Genomic DNA, 17,589 nt, shown 5'->3' on the forward strand with positions numbered 1-17,589 from the left:
AACTTTGCATTTTTAGTATAACAAATTAAGAATCATGGATAAATGCTCGTTTTGTGGGAGAGAAAAGAAAGACACGAATCTTCTAATTGCTGGAATCAGCGGTCATATTTGCGACAGCTGTATCGAACAAGCCTATGCTATTGTACAGGAGGAATTAAAGAATCGTACTGATCTCAACCTAAAAGAGATTCAATTATTAAAACCAACAGAAATTAAGACATTTCTTGACCAATATGTTATTGGACAAGATGATGCGAAAAAATATCTTGCGGTTGCTGTTTATAACCATTACAAAAGATTACTTCAGGAAAAAGATGATGAGGATATCGAGATTGAAAAATCAAATATTATTCTTGTTGGTGAAACTGGAACAGGTAAAACCTTATTGGCTAGAACTATTGCCAAAATGCTTCATGTGCCATTCACAATTGTGGATGCCACGGTGCTAACCGAAGCTGGTTATGTTGGTGAAGATATCGAATCGATCTTAACAAGGCTACTGCAGGCATCGGATTATGATGTTGCTGCCGCTGAAAAAGGAATTGTATTTATTGATGAAATAGATAAGATTGCCAGAAAAAGCGACAATCCTTCTATTACCCGAGTTTCGGGTGAAGGTGTTCAGCAAGGATTGCTTAAACTACTGGAAGGATCAGTTGTTAATGTTCCACCACAAGGAGGAAGAAAACATCCTGATCAGAAAATGATACCGGTAAATACCAAAAACGTTCTATTTATTTGTGGTGGTGCATTTGATGGTATTCAAAGAAAAATTGCACAACGATTAAATACTCAAATTGTTGGATTCAATGCCAATAAAGAGAAAGAACAAATTGATCAGGATAACTTATTGCAATACATCGCTCCACAGGATTTAAAATCTTTTGGTTTAATTCCTGAGATTATTGGTCGTTTACCTGTTCTTACTTACTTGGAACCTTTGGACAGAAAAGCATTGAGAAGCATTCTGACAGAGCCAAAAAATGCAATTTTAAAACAATACACCAAGCTATTTAAAATTGACGACATAGAATTGACATTTGAAGACGATGCCTTGGAATATGTTGTAGATAAAGCATTGGAATTTAAACTTGGAGCCCGTGGATTAAGATCCATTTGCGAAGCCATCATGATTGATGCCATGTTTGAATTACCAACAAGCGATCAGAAGAAAATTGATATTAACAGAAAATACGCAAGTGAGAAACTTGAAAAAATAAACCTCAAGCGTTTAAAAGTCGCATAGAAAAAGCCGGATAATATCCGGCTTTTTTCTTTATAGTGTTATTGTAACATCTGCTCCTGATGTACTAAGAATTACCTGAGCATCACAATCTTCATCCGGATCTCCTCCGCCAAAATTGACTTCTCCATCTCCAACATCAGTTAGAGTAAAATCAGCTCTACCTCCAATGATATTCTTACAAGAATAAGCGTACGTTAAGTCACTAACACTTTCTAAAGTAAACAAAGCTCCATCAGGAGTTTCTCCGGAAATACTCGTTGTGAATTCAAAAACATCATCTATATAAGTAGAACTGCCATCCTCATTCTTACTAAAAGTATAAGAACTGTTAATAGTAGATACTAAAAATGTATAAACCGTTTCATCTGTTCCTGCAATTAAAAATTCCGCATTTTCCATGCTAATCAAAAAATCATTACCATCGGTATCTCCTGTAATCTGAAACTCTATCGTACCTGTTATATCAAATCCCTGTGAAGAAAATTCTTTTAATTGAATATCAAATAATTTTAGATTTTCATCTTTCGGACTAACAATTACTTTTCCTTTAAAACTGGCACCATTTGAAGTACAGTTTGTAGTTCCATAATTCAATACGATTGAATCCAGTAATAAGGTTGTTGAGTTTTGATAGACCACAGGTTCAATACAAGATGCTACATTTTTAGTGATCGTATCCTCTTCAAAATCCAAATTATGCATGGCGATGCCATTCACATCCATGGCTAAATCGTTGAATATATTAGTAATTTGCAATGCGACCTCAGCTGGGACATAAAATGCATCTAAAATAACTCCTTCAGGATCTGCTCCTGTAGAGCATGAATTCCCAGTAAATAGAATGCAAATAAAAAGTATAAGACCTGAAATGCTACGACTCATATGTATTGTTATTTTCTTTTGTACTCGATAAATGAATAAGGCACTTCATTTTTTTCATCAGGATAACAATCCTCTCTTTTAACAGACTCCCACTCTTTTAAATCAAGAACTGGGAAAAAAGTATCTCCTTCAAAATTCTTATGAACCTTTGTATAATAAACTTTATTAGCCTTAGCTAGCGCCTCTTCGTAAATTGCACCTCCTCCAATAACGAAAACTTCCTCCTGATCTGCTGCTTTCTCAAAAGCCTCTTCCAAAGAATTAACAACAATGCATCCTTCTATTTCATAATCTTTTTGGCGGGTAACAACGATTGATGTTCGATTAGGTAATGGCTTACCAATGGAATCAAAAGTTTTTCTTCCCATAATAACAGTATGGCCAGTTGTTAGGGCTTTAAACCTTTTTAAATCGGCAGAAAGCTTCCATATTAATTGATTATCTTTTCCGATTACCAGATTTCGGGAAACGGCAACAATAATTGATACATTCATAATGTTTAGTTTTAAATGGAAATTGCTCCTTTAATATGAGGATGTGGATCGTAGTTTTCCAAACTAAAATCTTCAAATTTAAAATCGAATATACTTGTGACTTCCGGATTTATCTTTAACACAGGAAGCTCTTTCGGTACTCTTGACAATTGTAATTTTACCTGATCCATATGGTTCATGTAAATATGAGCATCACCTAATGTATGGACAAATTCTCCCGGTTCCAAATCACAAACCTGAGCCATCATCATTGTTAAAATAGCATAGGAAGCGATATTAAATGGTACTCCAAGAAAAATATCAGCACTTCGCTGATACAACTGACAGGAAAGCTTACCATTTGCTACATAAAACTGAAACAAGGCATGACAGGGTGGCAAAGCCATATTTTCAATATCTCCGGCATTCCATGCACTCACAATTAATCTTCGCGAATTAGGATTATTTTTTATATCGTGAACAACCTGCTTAATCTGATCCAATGATTCACCATTGCTTTTTGGCCAGGATCTCCACTGGTATCCATACACATGTCCCAACTCTCCATTTTTATCAGCCCACTCGTTCCAGATTCGAACGCCATTATCCTGAAGATATTTTACGTTGGTATCACCATCTAAAAACCACAATAATTCGTGAATTATTGATTTTAGGTGAAGTTTCTTCGTCGTTAACAGAGGAAAACCTTTGGATAAATCAAAACGCATTTGATGACCAAAAAGGCTTACTGTTCCTGTTCCTGTTCTGTCCTCTTTGTTATTCCCTTCTTCGAGAACTCTTTCTAATAAGTGAAGATATTGTTGCATAACTAATTGTCAAATTTTAATTTTTAAAGATAAAACTATTTAACGATTTCCTCATCAATAATTCAAGCCGATATAACCAGACCACAATAATTCCTAATAGTAAGCGAGGTATTATCAGCCACACCAATGGCACACCAATGGCAGCAAATAAGAGTGGATCTTCTAATTGTGAATGCGATACAGCGATATGATGATTTAATAAATCAGCTTCCGATTTGCTCATCTGTCCATTTTCCACCTGTTCTATCATGATGGCTGATCCGTAGGCCAAGCCTAAAGTATTCGCAACAATCCATGAAAATGAAGTAGAAGCAGGCAATCCCATAATGGTTTGTAATGGAGCCAGTATTTTGGATAACCATTTGATAACACCAAAAACTTCAAGAATTCGTTGCAATATCATTAATAAGGTTATTAATATCACAACTTTAAAACTTAAAGAAAGCGTAGCTCCCAGCCAAGCCATAAATAGGATACCAAAACTCTCTTGTTGAACAATGACTCCTGCCTGAGCCTGAAATGAATCTGCAGGCAAAGCCCAATTTAAAAAGAGCCCAAGTACAAAACTACCTGTTAATCGCAGCAAAATCATTCGAAGCATTGAAGACCCTGTTTTTTTCAAGACTGCAGTTTCAATTATAAAACCATGAGCCACCAAACACATCGCAGCCAAAATTGTAACTACCCTGCCTTCCAATTCAAGGCTGGTAATTACGGCAATGGCCGTATAAATATTGGTGAAAATACTCGTCAACAATACAAATGCGGATTCACCTGGAAGTCCTAAATATTCGAATAATGGAGCCAAATAAGACGAAACTTGCCCCAGAATCCCAGTATAGTTCAGTAACAAAACGCCAAATGACACAGGAATCATTATACTCAACAACCATTTTGATGCAGAATAGGCTTTTGGTATAGATTCTCGAACTGCATCGATCAATTTTGACTTGACAGATTGATTTTTTGTCTTTATAGAATTTCCCGTTATCATTTTAATCGAACTGAATGAAATGCAAAAATACTTTTTTCAATCAAATTTCACTTCATTAAAACAGGAGCTTCTTTATGCAGAATGTTTTTATATCACTTTTAATTGTCATAAAAAGACAATGCCGATGTTTTAAGAATCTATTTTTTTAGTTAGTTTTGAGGCCTTTGATATTTACAAGCGCACTGATTTTGATGTTTATTATCAAATCATCGAATGAATTTCGAATTAATACTACTCAAACAACCAGTAACTAGTAAAACATAGTATTCACTAATCTATTTTTTTAAAACATCGTTATGGGTATAAAAAATCGTTTGACCATACTGAATTTTTTACAATTCTTTATTTGGGGTTCTTGGTTGATAACAATCGCAAATTACTGGTTTGGAACAAAACATTGGTCTCCTGAAGAGTTTGGTGCAGTATTTTCAACCCTAGGTATCGCGTCACTCTTCATGCCAACTCTTACAGGAATTATTGCTGATAGGTGGATCAATGCTGAAAAACTATATGGTATTCTTCATTTATTAGGAGCTGGTGCGCTAGCTTACTTACCTCAAGTTGATGATCCAACGATTTTCATTTCAGTAATATTGGTTGCCATGATTTGTTATATGCCGACAATTGCTTTAATGAATTCGATCTCGTATACCATTCTTAAAAACAACAATTACGATGTAATAAAGGTATTCCCTCCTATTCGTGTTTGGGGTACAATCGGTTTTATTGCTGCGATGTGGATTGTCAATTTAACAGGATTCAAGGCTTCTGCAAATCAATTCTATATAGCCGCGTTTGTTTCTGTATTGTTAGCAATTTATGCATTTACCCTGCCACAATGCAAACCACAAAATCAAGGACAGAAAAGCGGTTCTCTTACAGAAACTCTTGGCTTAAATGCCTTCAAATTATTTAAGAACTACAAAATGGCATTGTTCTTTGTCTTTTCAATGTTTTTGGGCGCAGCTTTGCAATTAACAAACATGTATGGCGATCGTTTCCTTTCTGAATTCGAGAGAATTCCGGAATATGCAGATTCATTTGTAGTTCGATATTCAACCATAATTATGTCGATTTCTCAGATATCAGAAACCTTGTTTATTCTAGCAATCCCATTCTTTCTTAAGCGATTTGGCATCAAGCAAGTAATGCTTATTTCGATGATCGCTTGGGTATTACGATTTGCACTGTTCGCATATGGTGATCCAGAAGGTGGACTATGGATGATTATTCTTTCGTGTATTGTTTACGGAATGGCATTCGATTTTTTCAATATTTCGGGTTCATTATTTGTTGAAACCCAGTGCGATTCAAGCATGCGAGCCAGTGCTCAAGGATTATTTATGATGATGACCAATGGTTTTGGTGCTATTCTAGGTTCTTGGCTTAGTGGTATTATCATTGGAACATTCTTCACAGATTCCCAAGGTGGCTTCGAATGGATGAACATTTGGAATTCATTTGCGATCTATTCATTGGTGATTACAGTATTCTTTGCATTCCTGTTTAAGCACAAACATGACCCGAAAGAATTGGCTGGTTTTAATCATTAAATCAAATTTATAAAACACAAAAAATGGCAAGTGGAAACTTGCCATTTTTTTATATCTATAAATCACTTTGTGATATAAAATTAACTGGATTCTTCTCTTCGACCAATTTCATCACGAATTAGCGAAGCCCGTTCGTAATCCTCATCACGAACTGCATCATCAAGCATGCCTTTAAGTTGAGTTAATGAATAATCTGTAAACTGATTTCTTTTTTCGGGCACAGAACTCTCCACTTCTTGCTGACCGGAGCTTAAAGGTTCTTCATGGTCTCTCTCAAGACTTAGTACAATACCTGCCTTTTCAATGATATCCTCGGTTGTAAAAATAGGACATCTAAAACGTAATGCGATAGCAACAGCATCTGATGTTCGGGAATCAATCCGAATGCGATCCAGCCCCTTTTCACAGATTAATTCAGAATAAAAAATGCCCTCCTCCAATCGGTAAATATTTACCTCTACAACATTCACTGCAAATGCTTCAGCAAAACTCTTAAAAAGATCATGGGTTAATGGTCGCGGAGGTTCCAACTCCTCCAATTGAATTGCAATCGACTGGGCCTCTACACCACCTATTATTATAGGAATCCTTCGATCTCCACCCTCTTCAGACAAGACGAGAGCATAAGCTCCTGTTTGTGTCTGACTGTACGACAATCCTAAAACATTAAGTTTTATCTTCCCCATAGAAACTTCTCTTTTTTTTCAGCTATTAACTAACAAATATAAGAATTGTTTTTAATAGACAATCAACAATAAACTGAGCCATTCTCCAAATTGATAATACCCACAAAATTACTTCAGCCTAGAAAACAAAATCTTCAATAAACCACTCGATTTGTTAATTTTAATTCATTTTCAACAATACTAATTGTTGTCATTCTGATCTTTCCTATGAAGATACATATTATAGCCAAAGAAATCCAAGCGTAAGGATGGAAACTTTATCACTTCAGTAATTTTCCAATCAAATCGAGCAGAACATATTTGAAAATTAAAAAAAAAGATGGGAAATGATTCATTTATAGGAAGAAAACTTTGTTTATAGATTAATCTTTTTTATTTTTGCATTCCGAAATAAAATTCTTCGGGGGTTCACCAAGAGGTAAATTTAAAGATTAAAATGGCCCACCCCCTGGAACAAACCGTAAAATTAGAAATAATGTACGTAATTGTAGAAATCGCTGGTCAGCAATTCAAAGTTGAAAAAGACCAAAAGATTTTCGTTCACAGACTATCTGCAGAAGAAGGCGGACAAGTTGAATTCCCTAAAGTACTTTTAGTGGATAACGATGGTGAAATCGTAGTTGGAGCTCCAACAGTTGAAGGAGCTAAGGTAACGGCAAAAGTGTTATCTCACCTAAGAGGTGATAAGGTATTGGTATTCAAGAAGAAAAGAAGAAAAGGATACCGAAAACTGAACGGACACCGTCAGGACCTTACACAGATTCAAATTGAAGAAATTGTAGCTTAATCCTTAAAAATATAATAAAATGGCACATAAAAAAGGAGCCGGTAGTTCTAGAAACGGTAGAGAGTCAGAAAGTAAGCGATTAGGAGTTAAGATTTACGGTGGGCAATTTGCTAAAGCTGGAAGTATCCTTATTCGTCAAAGAGGTACAAGACATAATCCTGGAGAAAATGTAGGTATGGGTAAAGATCATACTCTTTTTGCACTTATTCCTGGAACTGTAGTTTTCAAAAAGAAAAGAGATGATAGATCTTATGTTTCTATTGCACCTTTAGTAGCTGAATAAATTATTTAGCCTTAAAATATTACAATCTCCTGCTTTATTTCGTATAAAGACAGGAGATTTTTTTATTTTTGTAGCCGGAAAGTTTTAGACAGATATAATTATTTATAAAAGATACGGATGCTAAGCCTCAAATACATACAGGAAAACAAGGATGAAGCCATTAAGGCCTTAAAAATAAAGAATTTCGATGCAACAGAAATCATCGGAAACATTATTGTTCTTGACGAAAAAAGAAAAGCAAGCCAAGTAAAATTAGATGCTAATTTGGCTGAGATGAACGGTTTATCGAAAGAAATCGGAATGCTTTTTAAAAGTGGGAAAGCTGATGAGGCAAATGCTGCTAAAGAAAAAACAGGCGAACTGAAAGATTCTATTGCCGAATTAACTGCAATTCAAAACAGTACAGTTCAGCAATTAACCGAATTACTACTTCAAATTCCGAACATTCCACACCCATCTGTTCCTGCAGGTAAAGGTGAAGAAGAAAACGTTATTGAAAAAACTTGTGGAACTATTCCAAAGCTTCACGACCAAGCAATTCCACACTGGGAATTAGCAAAAAAATATAATATTATAGATTTTGAGTTAGGCAATAAAATTACTGGAGCTGGTTTTCCTTTGTACAGAGGGAAAGGTGCAATTCTCCAGAGAGCTTTAATCAATTTCTTTTTGGATGAAAACCGCAAAGCTGGATACGAAGAAGTTATTCCGCCTTTGGTTGTTAATGAAGCTTCGGCATACGGAACAGGACAATTGCCTGACAAAGAAGGTCAGATGTATCATGTAACTGAAGATAATCTGTATTTAATTCCTACCGCTGAAGTTCCGGTAACGAACATTTACCGCGATGTTATTTTGAAAGAAGAAGATTTCCCTGTAAAAAATACTGCTTACTCTGCTTGTTTCAGAAGAGAAGCCGGATCATACGGAAAAGATGTGCGTGGATTGAATCGTTTACATCAATTCGATAAAGTTGAAATTGTTCAGCTACAACATCCTGAGAAATCATACGAGGCTCTTGAAGGAATGGTAGCTCATGTAGAAGGTCTTATTAAGAAATTGGAACTTCCTTACCGCTTGCTTCGCTTATGTGGTGGTGACACTAGTTTTACTGCGGCACTTACCTTCGATTTCGAAGTATTTTCTGCAGCTCAAGACAAATGGCTGGAAGTAAGTTCGGTTTCTAATTTTGAGGCCTACCAATCGAATCGTTTAAAATTAAGATACAAAGGTAAGGACATGAAAAAACCTGAATTAGCGCATACTTTGAATGGAAGTGCATTGGCATTGCCTAGAATTGTTGCTGCTTTATTGGAAAACAATCAGACTCCTGAAGGAATTAGAATTCCGAAAGCTTTAGTTCCTTACACAGGCTTCGAGCTAATCGACTAAAAGATATTTACTTAATATTGATGGCCTGGTTCTAAACAACCGGGCTTTTTTTATATTTTTGAGTGGAGTCTCATTTTTAAACTGCCTATTTTGAAAAAAATTATCGTAAGCATACTTATTCTGATATCCTTCTTAGGGTCTGAATATGCCTATTCCCAACAAAGTATCCAAACTGACAGTCAGTTGGCTTTTAACTACTTTCGTGATAAAGAATATAGACCAGCATCTTCACTATTCTATAATCTACATAAGATTACGCGCTCAAGAACCTACTTCAACTACTATATTGACTGTTTAATTCAGCTGGAAAATTTTCAGGAAGCAGAAAAAGCGATTAAAAAGGAAATAAAGAAAAATCCTGACGACAGAAGTTTTTTGATTGATCTGGGATATGTTTACAAAACCGCAGGAGAAAGTGAAAAAAGTTTGGACGAGTACAATAACGTCTTAGATCAACTAATTCCTGTTAAAAGTGAAATTACCAACATCGCAAATGCTTTCATGAGCAAACGAGAATATGATTTTGCGATTAAAACTTACGAAAAGGGTCGAGTACTGATTAATCAAGAGCATCTCTTCCACCTGGAAATGGCAAATATTTTTCTATCACAGAGAGATTTTGAAAAGATGGTATCGGAATATTTATTAGCACTCACCATTGATCCAACACAATTAAAATTGGTGCAAAATCATTTGCAGTCTGCTCTCTTTCAAGATATCAATTCAAGTTTAGATCCCATTCTAAAGAATCAATTATTACATAAAATACAAACAGAAACCGAAAATTTACAATTCAAGGAATTGTTGCAATGGTATTTTATGCAGAAAAAGCAATTCAACGCAGCATTCACTCAGGCAAGATCAATAGATTTAATTGGCAAAGAGGATGGATTTCGATTGCTCTCATTGGCTATTGCATCAAGTACTAATGATGATTTCGAAACAGCTCTTAAATGCTATCAACTAGTTATAAATAAAGGATCGGCATCGCCTAATTATATAAATGCCCGTATGGGAGACTTGGAAACTCAATATTTGATGCTCCAAAAACATAAGCCGGCCTCCAAATTGGAATGGATAGAACTTTCAGAACAATATCAAAAATTCTTTGCTGAAGAGAATAACCCAGTTGTAACCAGCAATGCGATAATTCAATACGCTCACATCAATTCTTTTGAATTGAATAATTCAGCAAAATCAATTGAGCTTTTAGAAAAAGCATTAGGAAGCTCGGGAATAAATCCACAAAACAAGTCGAAACTAAAACTTGAGCTAGCAGATATAAAGCTATTTGCAGACGAAAAATGGGATGCAATTTTATTGTATTCACAAATAGAAAAATCAGAAAAAAACAATTCTATCGGCTTCGAAGCCAAATTTAGGAAAGCCAAAGTATCCTACTTTATGGGCGAATTAAAATGGGCAAAAGCTCAACTTGATGCGCTAAAAGGCAGCACATCAAAATTAATTGCTAACGATGCAATTTATCTGTCTCAATTAATAAGTGACAATTCTACCCTAGACACAAGTTACACGGCAATGAGAACTTTTGCTGAAGCAGAATTTCTAGTGTATCAAAGAAAGGATTCGTTAGCGATTCTTAAATTGGATGAATTGCTTAAAAACCATCCAGGACATTCACTTACAGATGAAGTTTATTTCTTGAAATTTAAAATTTACAGTGAGGCGAATAAAACCGAGCAGGCAATTCTTTCATTGTCCAAAATTATTGAAGAACATCCTTACGAAATATTGGCTGCAAAGGCTTTATTCACACAAGGTGAATTATTCGAAAAAGGAAACAAGGCCGAACAGGCGATGGAGAATTACAAAATTCTGGTGACTGAATATCCCGATAGCATTTACTCTATTGAAGCCCGTAAAAAACTAAGTGAGCTAAGAAAGTAAAATTTAAATACCTTTTCTAAAACTAAAGAAACAAGCAATGATTATTTACAATACCAGCTATTTGATCGAAAATTCGATGGAGAAAGATTTTTGTGAATGGATGAAAGCAAAATTTATTCCTTTACTAAAAGAAACCGGAACTTTCTCGTCCAGTTATTTTTGCAAAGTAATGGTTGCAACCGAAGATGATGGATTGACGTATTCCCTTCAGCTTCTGTTTAAAAACAAAGATCTGTTCACAAAATACCTCTGCAGTTTCGAGCCAAGAACAAAGGCTGTTTTTCAAGCAAAATACAAAACTGACGTAATGACTTTTTCAACCTTATTAGAAGAAGCTTAACTCATAAAAATTGAATACTCAAAAGAAAGCATACATTTTCGCCCTATCCGCAATTCTTTGCTGGTCGACAGTGGCTACTGCATTTAAGATTGCATTAAATGGGATGAATTTTCTTCACCTTCTGCTGATCTCATCAGGAGTTGCAATGCTTTTTTTGGGAAGTTTGCTTTTGTTTACTTCTCAACTACAAAAGGCTTTTACCGGGAATAAAATGGATTATATCCGATCAGCAGGATTGGGATTTTTAAATCCATTTCTTTATTATTTAGTGCTTTTAAAAGCCTATTCGATACTACCGGCACAATTTGCATTGAGTTTGAACTATATCTGGCCAATAACTTTGGTTCTACTCTCTATTCCACTGTTAAAACAAAAGATTGGATGGAAGAGTCTCTTGTGCATATTGGTTAGTTTTTCGGGTGTACTGATTATCGCAAACAAAGGTTCCTTTACATCTATTGAAACTCCAAATACATATGGTGTTGTATTAGCTCTGTCCAGCTCGTTGTTCTGGGCTCTTTTTTGGCTATTCAATGTTCGCGATGCCAGGGAAGAAAAGCAAAAGCTATTTCTTAACTTTGTATTCGGGTTTTTATATATTCTGATATCCATATTGCTGTTTTCAGACTTTAGAATGCCTGATAACAAAAGTATATTGGCTGCAATATATATTGGAATCGTAGAATGTGGAATTGCCTATGTTTTCTGGTTAAAAGCATTAAAAATTACAAGTTCGACGGATAAAATAAGTAATCTGGTTTTTTTGAGCCCCTTTATTTCCCTGCTATTCGTACATCTTATAATCGGAGAATCTATCTATCTTAGTACTCTTGCAGGTCTGGTTCTTATTATTTTAGGAATCGTATTGCAAAAATTTATTAAAAAATCCAATTCAATTGAGTAACGACAGAATAATTATGGGAATCGATCCTGGCACCAACTTAATGGGCTACGGACTAATCAGAATTGTAGACAAAAAACCACAAATCTTGGTTTCGGGTGTCTTAGATCTCAAAAAAATTACGGATCCCTACATTAAACTCCAGAAAATTTTTCAACGTACTCTGCAGGTAATCGATGAATACAAACCTGATGAACTAGCCATTGAATCGCAGTTTTTCGGCAAAAATGTTCAGTCGATGCTGAAATTAGGACGAGCGCAAGGCGTAGCAATATCAGCCGCTTTGCATCGAAACATTCCTATTTTTGAATATGCACCTAAAAAAATTAAACTTGCGATTTCCGGCACTGGATTAGCCTCGAAAGAACAATTGGCAACCATTCTTCAGCGTTTCTTTAATCTGAAAGAATTTCCTCAAAATATGGATGAGACGGATGCAATTGCAATTGCGATGTGTCATTTTTTTCAAGGAAATGCAATTGCCACCAAAAGCAAACCAAAATCATGGGCTGATTTTGTAAAAAAGAATCCAGACCGAGTTAAGTAAAACCGATTAGCCTCTAAAATGGCATAAGATTTCTCAATAAAAAAAGCCACTTATTTAAGTGGCTTTCATATCTTTTGGAATAAAAATATTCTATTTAAAATTTCCTCTAATATTAGTTGCTATTTCGGCCAATTGCTCAGTCGTTACCTCTACTTTTGGATTCGCAAAATTTAAATCGCCAATATTATTCAATGGCACCAAATGAATGTGAGTATGAGGAACCTCTATGCCAATGACAGCAATACCAATTCGCTTGCACACAATTGTCTTCTCGATGGCCTTAGCCACACGCTTAGCGAAAAGATGTAATCCACTTAAAACATCATCGTCCAAATCAAAAATATAATCGACCTCCTGCTTTGGAATCACTAAAGTATGACCTAATGCCAAAGGACTTATATCCAAAAAGGCAAAATAATTATCATCTTCAGCTATTTTGTGGCAAGGAATTTCGCTATTTATTATTTTTGTGAAAATTGAAGCCATTTATTCATGTTTTCTAATTTTATACTCCTGAAATTACAATGAAATATCAACAATTTCGAATGGAATTAACCCATTAGGAACCTGAATTTCAACAACATCACCAACAAGCTTACCCATTAAGCCTTTAGCTATTGGAGTGTTAATTGATAATTTTCCTTGCTTAAAATCAGCTTCAGTTTCCGATACCAAAGTATAAGTCATTACAGCACCATTCTTTTGATTCTTAATGGTAACCTTATTCATCATCTGCACTTTAGAGGTATCAATTTTAGTCTCATCAATTATTCGACTATTAGCAAGAATCCCTCGTAATCGTGAAATTTTAGCCTCCAATAAACCTTGTGCTTCTTTGGCAGCATCGTATTCAGCATTTTCCGACAAATCACCTTTGTCGATTGCTTCACCGATTTGTCTGGAAATACTTGGACGTTCAATCCGTTCCAGTTGTTCGACTTCTGCTCTTAATTTTTTTAGTCCTTCGGCTGTAACATACGCATAACCAGACATAATCCCTCCTATTTTAATTCTTATAATTTCTAATCTATTTGATCGAGAACGATCTAAAAAACAAAAAGAATTTCGATAATTCGAAACTCTTCCGGATGTAAAGATACAAATTTCATGTAAAAACACCCTTTCCTGCTCAGATTAACAGGAACTAATAAAAGTAGGCTTTTTTTGCGTTAATTGCACTTCCTGTCCAAAATTACTTGCAAATAATTGCCTGTCGCAAATCATTTTCTTCTAAACTCTTCCTTTTCCGCCTCAATCAGTTCATCATCTCTTAATTATTGACTAAAGTCCGAAAACACAATATCCTTTTTCTTTGAGTGAGCCTCGGCTTTTAATTTTTATAATTTTACGCCCTCTATAATTGATTCCTATCACTCCGGACTTAGATCTTCAATAAGTTAACGTGAGATTTAGATATTTCATTGCCCAACAAGGTGTCAAAAAGTGATTCGAATGCATTTGGAGGTTTAGATATTGGTTAAAAAAACACTCCTGAAATTGATTTAAAAGCTTAATTTTGTTTCGTTTTACACCAAATACATGCAACAATTACATTATTTAAAGCGTTAAATAAACTATGATGAGTCACAATAAATTAAATTTACAATATTTTTTCCTTTTCCTCCTGATAAACATTACTTTTTGTTCGTGCAGTAAGGATACTAATGTGGATGAAATAATCCCATATACCTATGTTAAGGGAACTATATATCTTGATTTTTACAGTGAGTTAAATTCCCCGGGGAACGCACTGTATTTCGATGAAATAGGAGCATCTGTTGGATATAATGGGCATGGATTTATTGTAGTTCGAACCGGCACTTATGAATTTGACGTATTTGACGCAAGTTGTACGAATGATAAAGATTCTGAAGAACATGTCGAACTTGATGGTGTTTTTGTAGAATGTCCTGTTTGCGAAAGTAAATTTAATATTCTGGGCGATGGTTACCCCTTTAACGGATCTGTTGCTATTCACAAATTAAAAGAATACAGCAACACTTACTCCTCTAGTACCAATACGCTAAAAGTTCGCAATTAAATTAATCACGAAAAAACTACTCACCTACCTAAGGAACTAATCTTCACAGGTTAAAAATAAGAAAATAAGCATACAATCAAAATACAATAAAGTTTACTTTTAAAAATTTTAATCATTTAAAGTCTTGTTTCACTTTACGATAATGCATAATTTAATGAGGAATTCACCTAATTAAATTAATTTCTATCCTATGAAAAAAGCATTATTACTACTAGTGTTCGGGGTATTTCTCACTCCTTTCGCAAGTTTTGCCAGTGAAGCAGACTTAGTTGTTCCGGATTTAAGACAGAGTGTTTTTGACGGACTGGGTGGCATTAATGGTTGGGACTTGTTATTTTATGGCATTATAGTTATTGTTCTGGGTCTGTTATTCGGAATGATTCAGTTTAAGAGAATTAAAAAACTGCCAGTGCATCATTCAATGGCAAAAGTTTCCAATATTATTTACGAAACCTGCAAAATATACCTGTTGCAACAAGGTAAATTTCTAATTATTCTCTTTCTTATAATTGGTACTGCTATTTCCTACTATTTTATTGGTTTGGCACATGTTTCCATTCCGAAAACCATGCTTATTCTTCTTTGGACTGTACTGGGGATATTAGGATCGTATGGTGTAGCCTGGTTTGGAATCAGGATAAATACCTATGCAAACAGTCGTACCTCTTTTGCTGCTCTTAAGCAAAAGCCTTTCGATGTAATGTCGATTCCTTTACGAGCAGGAATGAGCGTAGGACTTCTTTTGATTTGCGTTGAATTAATAATGATGATCTCAATTTTGCTTTTTATACCTGGCGAAAGTGCCGGAGCTTGTTTTGTAGGATTTGCAATTGGTGAATCATTGGGTGCTGCAGCCTTACGAATTGCTGGTGGTATCTTTACCAAGATTGCAGATATTGGTGCCGATTTAATGAAACTTGTTTTCAAAATTGGTGAAGATGATCCAAGAAACCCTGGAGTTATTGCCGATTGTACGGGTGATAATGCAGGGGATAGTGTAGGTCCTACTGCCGATGGGTTTGAAACTTACGGTGTTACGGGAGTTGCATTAATAACCTTTATCATTTTAATGTTTGGCGAAACAGGTTTAATGCCTAATGTCGGTTTTGCATCGACACTTATTGTTTGGATTTTTGCTATGCGTGTACTGATGATTTTCACTTCGGTATTTGCTTACCTAATTAATCAAGCCATTGCTAAAGCCAGATATAGTCAGGTTGATCGTTTCAATTTCGAGTCTCCTCTAACTTCTTTAGTATGGATTACATCTATTATTTCCATTATTGTGACTTATGCTTTAAGCTATATCCTTATTAAGGATCTTCCTGAAGAATTATGGTGGAAACTCTCAACAATAATCTCCTGTGGAACTTTAGCGGCAGCAGTGATTCCGGAATTGACCAAAGCGTTTACCAGTTCAAGCTCCCGCCATGTGCAAGAAATTGTAATTGCTTCACGTGAAGGCGGTGCATCTTTAACTATTCTTTCGGGGATGGTAGCCGGTAATTTCTCAGCTTTTTGGAAAGGTATGGTGATGATGGCGTTGATGGCAACCGCATTTTACACCGTTCAGGACATTGCGATTTTTGGCGATTACCCAGGAATTTTTGCCTTTGGATTAGTAGCATTTGGTTTCTTAGGTATGGGACCTGTTACTATCGCAGTTGATAGTTATGGCCCAGTAACCGATAATGCTCAATCGGTTTTCGAACTATCTCAGATCGAAAAAATTCCGAATATTAAGGAAGAGATTCTTAGGGATTTTGGATTTGAACCGAATTTTGTAACTGGGAAACACAATTTGGAAGAGAATGATTCTGCAGGAAATACTTTTAAAGCCACAGCAAAACCAGTATTAATTGGTACTGCAGTTATTGGAGCAACTACAATGATATTTGCGATTATTCTCCTGCTTAAGAAAACGATTCTCTTGAATGGTGAATCATTACTGCAAATTCAATTAACCGATCCATCGGTTATTCTGGGTTTAATTACCGGTGGTGCCGTGATATTCTGGTTCTCGGGCGCATCGATGCAAGCTGTTACAACAGGTGCTTATCGTGCGGTTGAATATATTAAAGAGAACATCGATTTGGACAAAACGGAAGCTGATCTTGAAGACTCTAAAAATGTTGTGAAGATTTGTACTCAATATGCACAAACAGGAATGTGGAATATTTTTGCTGTAATTCTTTGTCTGACATTGGCATTTGCGTTTTTTAGTCCGAACTTCTTTGTTGCTTACCTAATTTCCATTGCCATTTTCGGTTTGTTTCAGGCTATGTATATGGCCAATGCCGGTGGTGCATGGGACAATGCAAAAAAAGTAGTTGAAGTTGATTTAAAAGAGAAAAACACTCCTTTACACGATGCAACAATTATTGGTGATACTGTTGGTGATCCATACAAGGACACTTCATCGGTAGCCTTAAATCCAATTATTAAATTCTCTACTTTATTTGGATTATTGGCAGCCGAAATTGCTATTGAATTAATCGTTCAGTCGGATAGAACCGGAGAAATGAATTACGCCCCTTACATTGGAGTTGTTTTCTTAGCAGTTGGATTGTACTTCGTATACCGTTCTTTCTACGGAATGAGAATTCCGGCAAAGGAAGTAAAAACGCCCAATCCTCAGATCATACATGAGGAAACACAAATGGGAAGTAATCATCAAGATCCACTAAAAGTGAATGTAGCTGGCAAAACGAGAAAATAGTTATTTCATT

At 35.4% G+C, this 17,589-nt stretch carries 18 protein-coding genes; 11 read left to right on the forward strand and 7 right to left on the reverse strand.

Translation table 11 applies throughout. The features are described from left to right. The first annotated feature begins 34 nt into the window (after positions 1 to 34). Positions 35 to 1,246, forward strand: a complete 1,212-nt coding sequence (gene clpX, locus ALGA_RS06740; RefSeq protein WP_096428602.1) for an ATP-dependent Clp protease ATP-binding subunit ClpX — start codon at positions 35 to 37, stop codon at positions 1,244 to 1,246. A gap of 30 nt (positions 1,247 to 1,276) precedes the next feature. On the opposite strand, the gene ALGA_RS06745 is transcribed toward clpX, so the two are convergent. The 4 genes from ALGA_RS06745 to ALGA_RS06760 are packed head-to-tail and all read right to left on the reverse strand — an operon-like array spanning position 1,277 to position 4,422. Then, positions 1,277 to 2,128 (reverse strand): hypothetical protein, encoded by an 852-nt coding sequence (locus ALGA_RS06745; RefSeq protein WP_096428603.1) that lies wholly within the window; start codon positions 2,126 to 2,128, stop codon positions 1,277 to 1,279. Between the two features lie 8 nt (positions 2,129 to 2,136). Then, complete coding sequence (locus tag ALGA_RS06750) at positions 2,137 to 2,622, reverse strand: dihydrofolate reductase (protein WP_096428604.1); 486 nt, start codon at positions 2,620 to 2,622, stop codon at positions 2,137 to 2,139. Between the two features lie 11 nt (positions 2,623 to 2,633). After that, complete coding sequence (locus ALGA_RS06755) at positions 2,634 to 3,428, reverse strand: thymidylate synthase (protein ID WP_096428605.1); 795 nt, start codon at positions 3,426 to 3,428, stop codon at positions 2,634 to 2,636. A gap of 16 nt (positions 3,429 to 3,444) precedes the next feature. Continuing rightward, positions 3,445 to 4,422, reverse strand: coding sequence for a nucleoside recognition domain-containing protein (locus tag ALGA_RS06760; RefSeq protein ID WP_096428606.1), 978 nt, complete (start codon positions 4,420 to 4,422; stop codon positions 3,445 to 3,447). 296 nt (positions 4,423 to 4,718) lie between these two features. Here ALGA_RS06760 and ALGA_RS06765 point away from each other — a divergent pair, with 296 nt between their 5' ends. Next, positions 4,719 to 5,975 carry a nucleoside permease gene (locus ALGA_RS06765; protein ID WP_096428607.1) on the forward strand — a complete coding sequence of 419 codons (1,257 nt, stop codon included), beginning with the start codon at positions 4,719 to 4,721 and terminating at the stop codon, positions 5,973 to 5,975. 80 nt (positions 5,976 to 6,055) lie between these two features. On the opposite strand, the gene ALGA_RS06770 is transcribed toward ALGA_RS06765, so the two are convergent. Further along, entirely contained in the window at positions 6,056 to 6,661 is a 606-nt protein-coding gene (locus tag ALGA_RS06770; RefSeq protein ID WP_096428608.1) for a bifunctional nuclease domain-containing protein, read from the reverse strand. 475 nt (positions 6,662 to 7,136) lie between these two features. On the opposite strand from ALGA_RS06770, the gene rplU reads away from it, so the two are divergent. The 7 genes from rplU (at position 7,137) to ruvC (ending at position 12,819) form a co-directional block, all read left to right on the forward strand. After that, positions 7,137 to 7,448, forward strand: coding sequence for a 50S ribosomal protein L21 (rplU, locus tag ALGA_RS06775; RefSeq protein ID WP_096433474.1), 312 nt, complete (start codon positions 7,137 to 7,139; stop codon positions 7,446 to 7,448). A gap of 19 nt (positions 7,449 to 7,467) precedes the next feature. Then, positions 7,468 to 7,731, forward strand: a complete 264-nt coding sequence (rpmA, locus tag ALGA_RS06780; RefSeq protein ID WP_096428609.1) for a 50S ribosomal protein L27 — start codon at positions 7,468 to 7,470, stop codon at positions 7,729 to 7,731. A gap of 117 nt (positions 7,732 to 7,848) precedes the next feature. Beyond that, positions 7,849 to 9,123, forward strand: coding sequence for a serine--tRNA ligase (serS, locus tag ALGA_RS06785; protein WP_096428610.1), 1,275 nt, complete (start codon positions 7,849 to 7,851; stop codon positions 9,121 to 9,123). Between the two features lie 90 nt (positions 9,124 to 9,213). Further along, positions 9,214 to 11,031, forward strand: a complete 1,818-nt coding sequence (locus ALGA_RS06790) for a tetratricopeptide repeat protein (RefSeq protein ID WP_096428611.1) — start codon at positions 9,214 to 9,216, stop codon at positions 11,029 to 11,031. A gap of 37 nt (positions 11,032 to 11,068) precedes the next feature. Beyond that, positions 11,069 to 11,371, forward strand: coding sequence for a DUF4286 family protein (locus tag ALGA_RS06795; RefSeq protein WP_096428612.1), 303 nt, complete (start codon positions 11,069 to 11,071; stop codon positions 11,369 to 11,371). Between the two features lie 10 nt (positions 11,372 to 11,381). Continuing rightward, on the forward strand, positions 11,382 to 12,275 hold the full coding sequence (locus ALGA_RS06800; RefSeq protein WP_096428613.1) for a DMT family transporter: 894 nt from the start codon (positions 11,382 to 11,384) through the stop codon (positions 12,273 to 12,275). Then, positions 12,268 to 12,819, forward strand: coding sequence for a crossover junction endodeoxyribonuclease RuvC (gene ruvC, locus ALGA_RS06805; protein ID WP_231706075.1), 552 nt, complete (start codon positions 12,268 to 12,270; stop codon positions 12,817 to 12,819). Before ALGA_RS06800 ends, ruvC begins: the two co-directional genes overlap by 8 nt. 90 nt (positions 12,820 to 12,909) lie before the next feature. On the opposite strand, the gene ALGA_RS06810 is transcribed toward ruvC, so the two are convergent. Beyond that, positions 12,910 to 13,305 carry an HIT family protein gene (locus ALGA_RS06810; protein WP_096428615.1) on the reverse strand — a complete coding sequence of 132 codons (396 nt, stop codon included), beginning with the start codon at positions 13,303 to 13,305 and terminating at the stop codon, positions 12,910 to 12,912. 33 nt (positions 13,306 to 13,338) lie between these two features. Continuing rightward, on the reverse strand, positions 13,339 to 13,812 hold the full coding sequence (gene greA / locus ALGA_RS06815; protein ID WP_096428616.1) for a transcription elongation factor GreA: 474 nt from the start codon (positions 13,810 to 13,812) through the stop codon (positions 13,339 to 13,341). A gap of 586 nt (positions 13,813 to 14,398) precedes the next feature. On the opposite strand from greA, the gene ALGA_RS06820 reads away from it, so the two are divergent. Further along, a complete protein-coding gene (locus ALGA_RS06820) occupies positions 14,399 to 14,860 on the forward strand; it encodes a hypothetical protein (RefSeq protein ID WP_096428617.1) in 462 nt (153 codons plus the stop codon). A 190-nt stretch (positions 14,861 to 15,050) separates the two neighbouring features. After that, positions 15,051 to 17,579 carry a sodium-translocating pyrophosphatase gene (locus ALGA_RS06825; RefSeq protein WP_096428618.1) on the forward strand — a complete coding sequence of 843 codons (2,529 nt, stop codon included), beginning with the start codon at positions 15,051 to 15,053 and terminating at the stop codon, positions 17,577 to 17,579. The last annotated feature ends 10 nt before the right edge of the window (positions 17,580 to 17,589 follow it).

The organism is Labilibaculum antarcticum (genome assembly GCF_002356295.1).
GTDB lineage: Bacteria > Bacteroidota > Bacteroidia > Bacteroidales > Marinifilaceae > Labilibaculum > Labilibaculum antarcticum.

What these genes read in the sequence shown, in the direction of transcription:
- clpX (WP_096428602.1), top strand. Translation starts at nt 35, where the DNA reads ATGGATAAATGCTCGTTTTGTGGGAGAGAAAAGAAAGACACGAATCTT.
- ALGA_RS06745 (WP_096428603.1), bottom strand. Translation starts at nt 2,128, where the DNA reads ATGAGTCGTAGCATTTCAGGTCTTATACTTTTTATTTGCATTCTATTT.
- ALGA_RS06750 (WP_096428604.1), bottom strand. Translation starts at nt 2,622, where the DNA reads ATGAATGTATCAATTATTGTTGCCGTTTCCCGAAATCTGGTAATCGGA.
- ALGA_RS06755 (WP_096428605.1), bottom strand. Translation starts at nt 3,428, where the DNA reads ATGCAACAATATCTTCACTTATTAGAAAGAGTTCTCGAAGAAGGGAAT.
- ALGA_RS06760 (WP_096428606.1), bottom strand. Translation starts at nt 4,422, where the DNA reads ATGATAACGGGAAATTCTATAAAGACAAAAAATCAATCTGTCAAGTCA.
- ALGA_RS06765 (WP_096428607.1), top strand. Translation starts at nt 4,719, where the DNA reads ATGGGTATAAAAAATCGTTTGACCATACTGAATTTTTTACAATTCTTT.
- ALGA_RS06770 (WP_096428608.1), bottom strand. Translation starts at nt 6,661, where the DNA reads ATGGGGAAGATAAAACTTAATGTTTTAGGATTGTCGTACAGTCAGACA.
- rplU (WP_096433474.1), top strand. Translation starts at nt 7,137, where the DNA reads ATGTACGTAATTGTAGAAATCGCTGGTCAGCAATTCAAAGTTGAAAAA.
- rpmA (WP_096428609.1), top strand. Translation starts at nt 7,468, where the DNA reads ATGGCACATAAAAAAGGAGCCGGTAGTTCTAGAAACGGTAGAGAGTCA.
- serS (WP_096428610.1), top strand. Translation starts at nt 7,849, where the DNA reads ATGCTAAGCCTCAAATACATACAGGAAAACAAGGATGAAGCCATTAAG.
- ALGA_RS06795 (WP_096428612.1), top strand. Translation starts at nt 11,069, where the DNA reads ATGATTATTTACAATACCAGCTATTTGATCGAAAATTCGATGGAGAAA.
- ALGA_RS06810 (WP_096428615.1), bottom strand. Translation starts at nt 13,305, where the DNA reads ATGGCTTCAATTTTCACAAAAATAATAAATAGCGAAATTCCTTGCCAC.
- greA (WP_096428616.1), bottom strand. Translation starts at nt 13,812, where the DNA reads ATGTCTGGTTATGCGTATGTTACAGCCGAAGGACTAAAAAAATTAAGA.
- ALGA_RS06820 (WP_096428617.1), top strand. Translation starts at nt 14,399, where the DNA reads ATGAGTCACAATAAATTAAATTTACAATATTTTTTCCTTTTCCTCCTG.
- ALGA_RS06825 (WP_096428618.1), top strand. Translation starts at nt 15,051, where the DNA reads ATGAAAAAAGCATTATTACTACTAGTGTTCGGGGTATTTCTCACTCCT.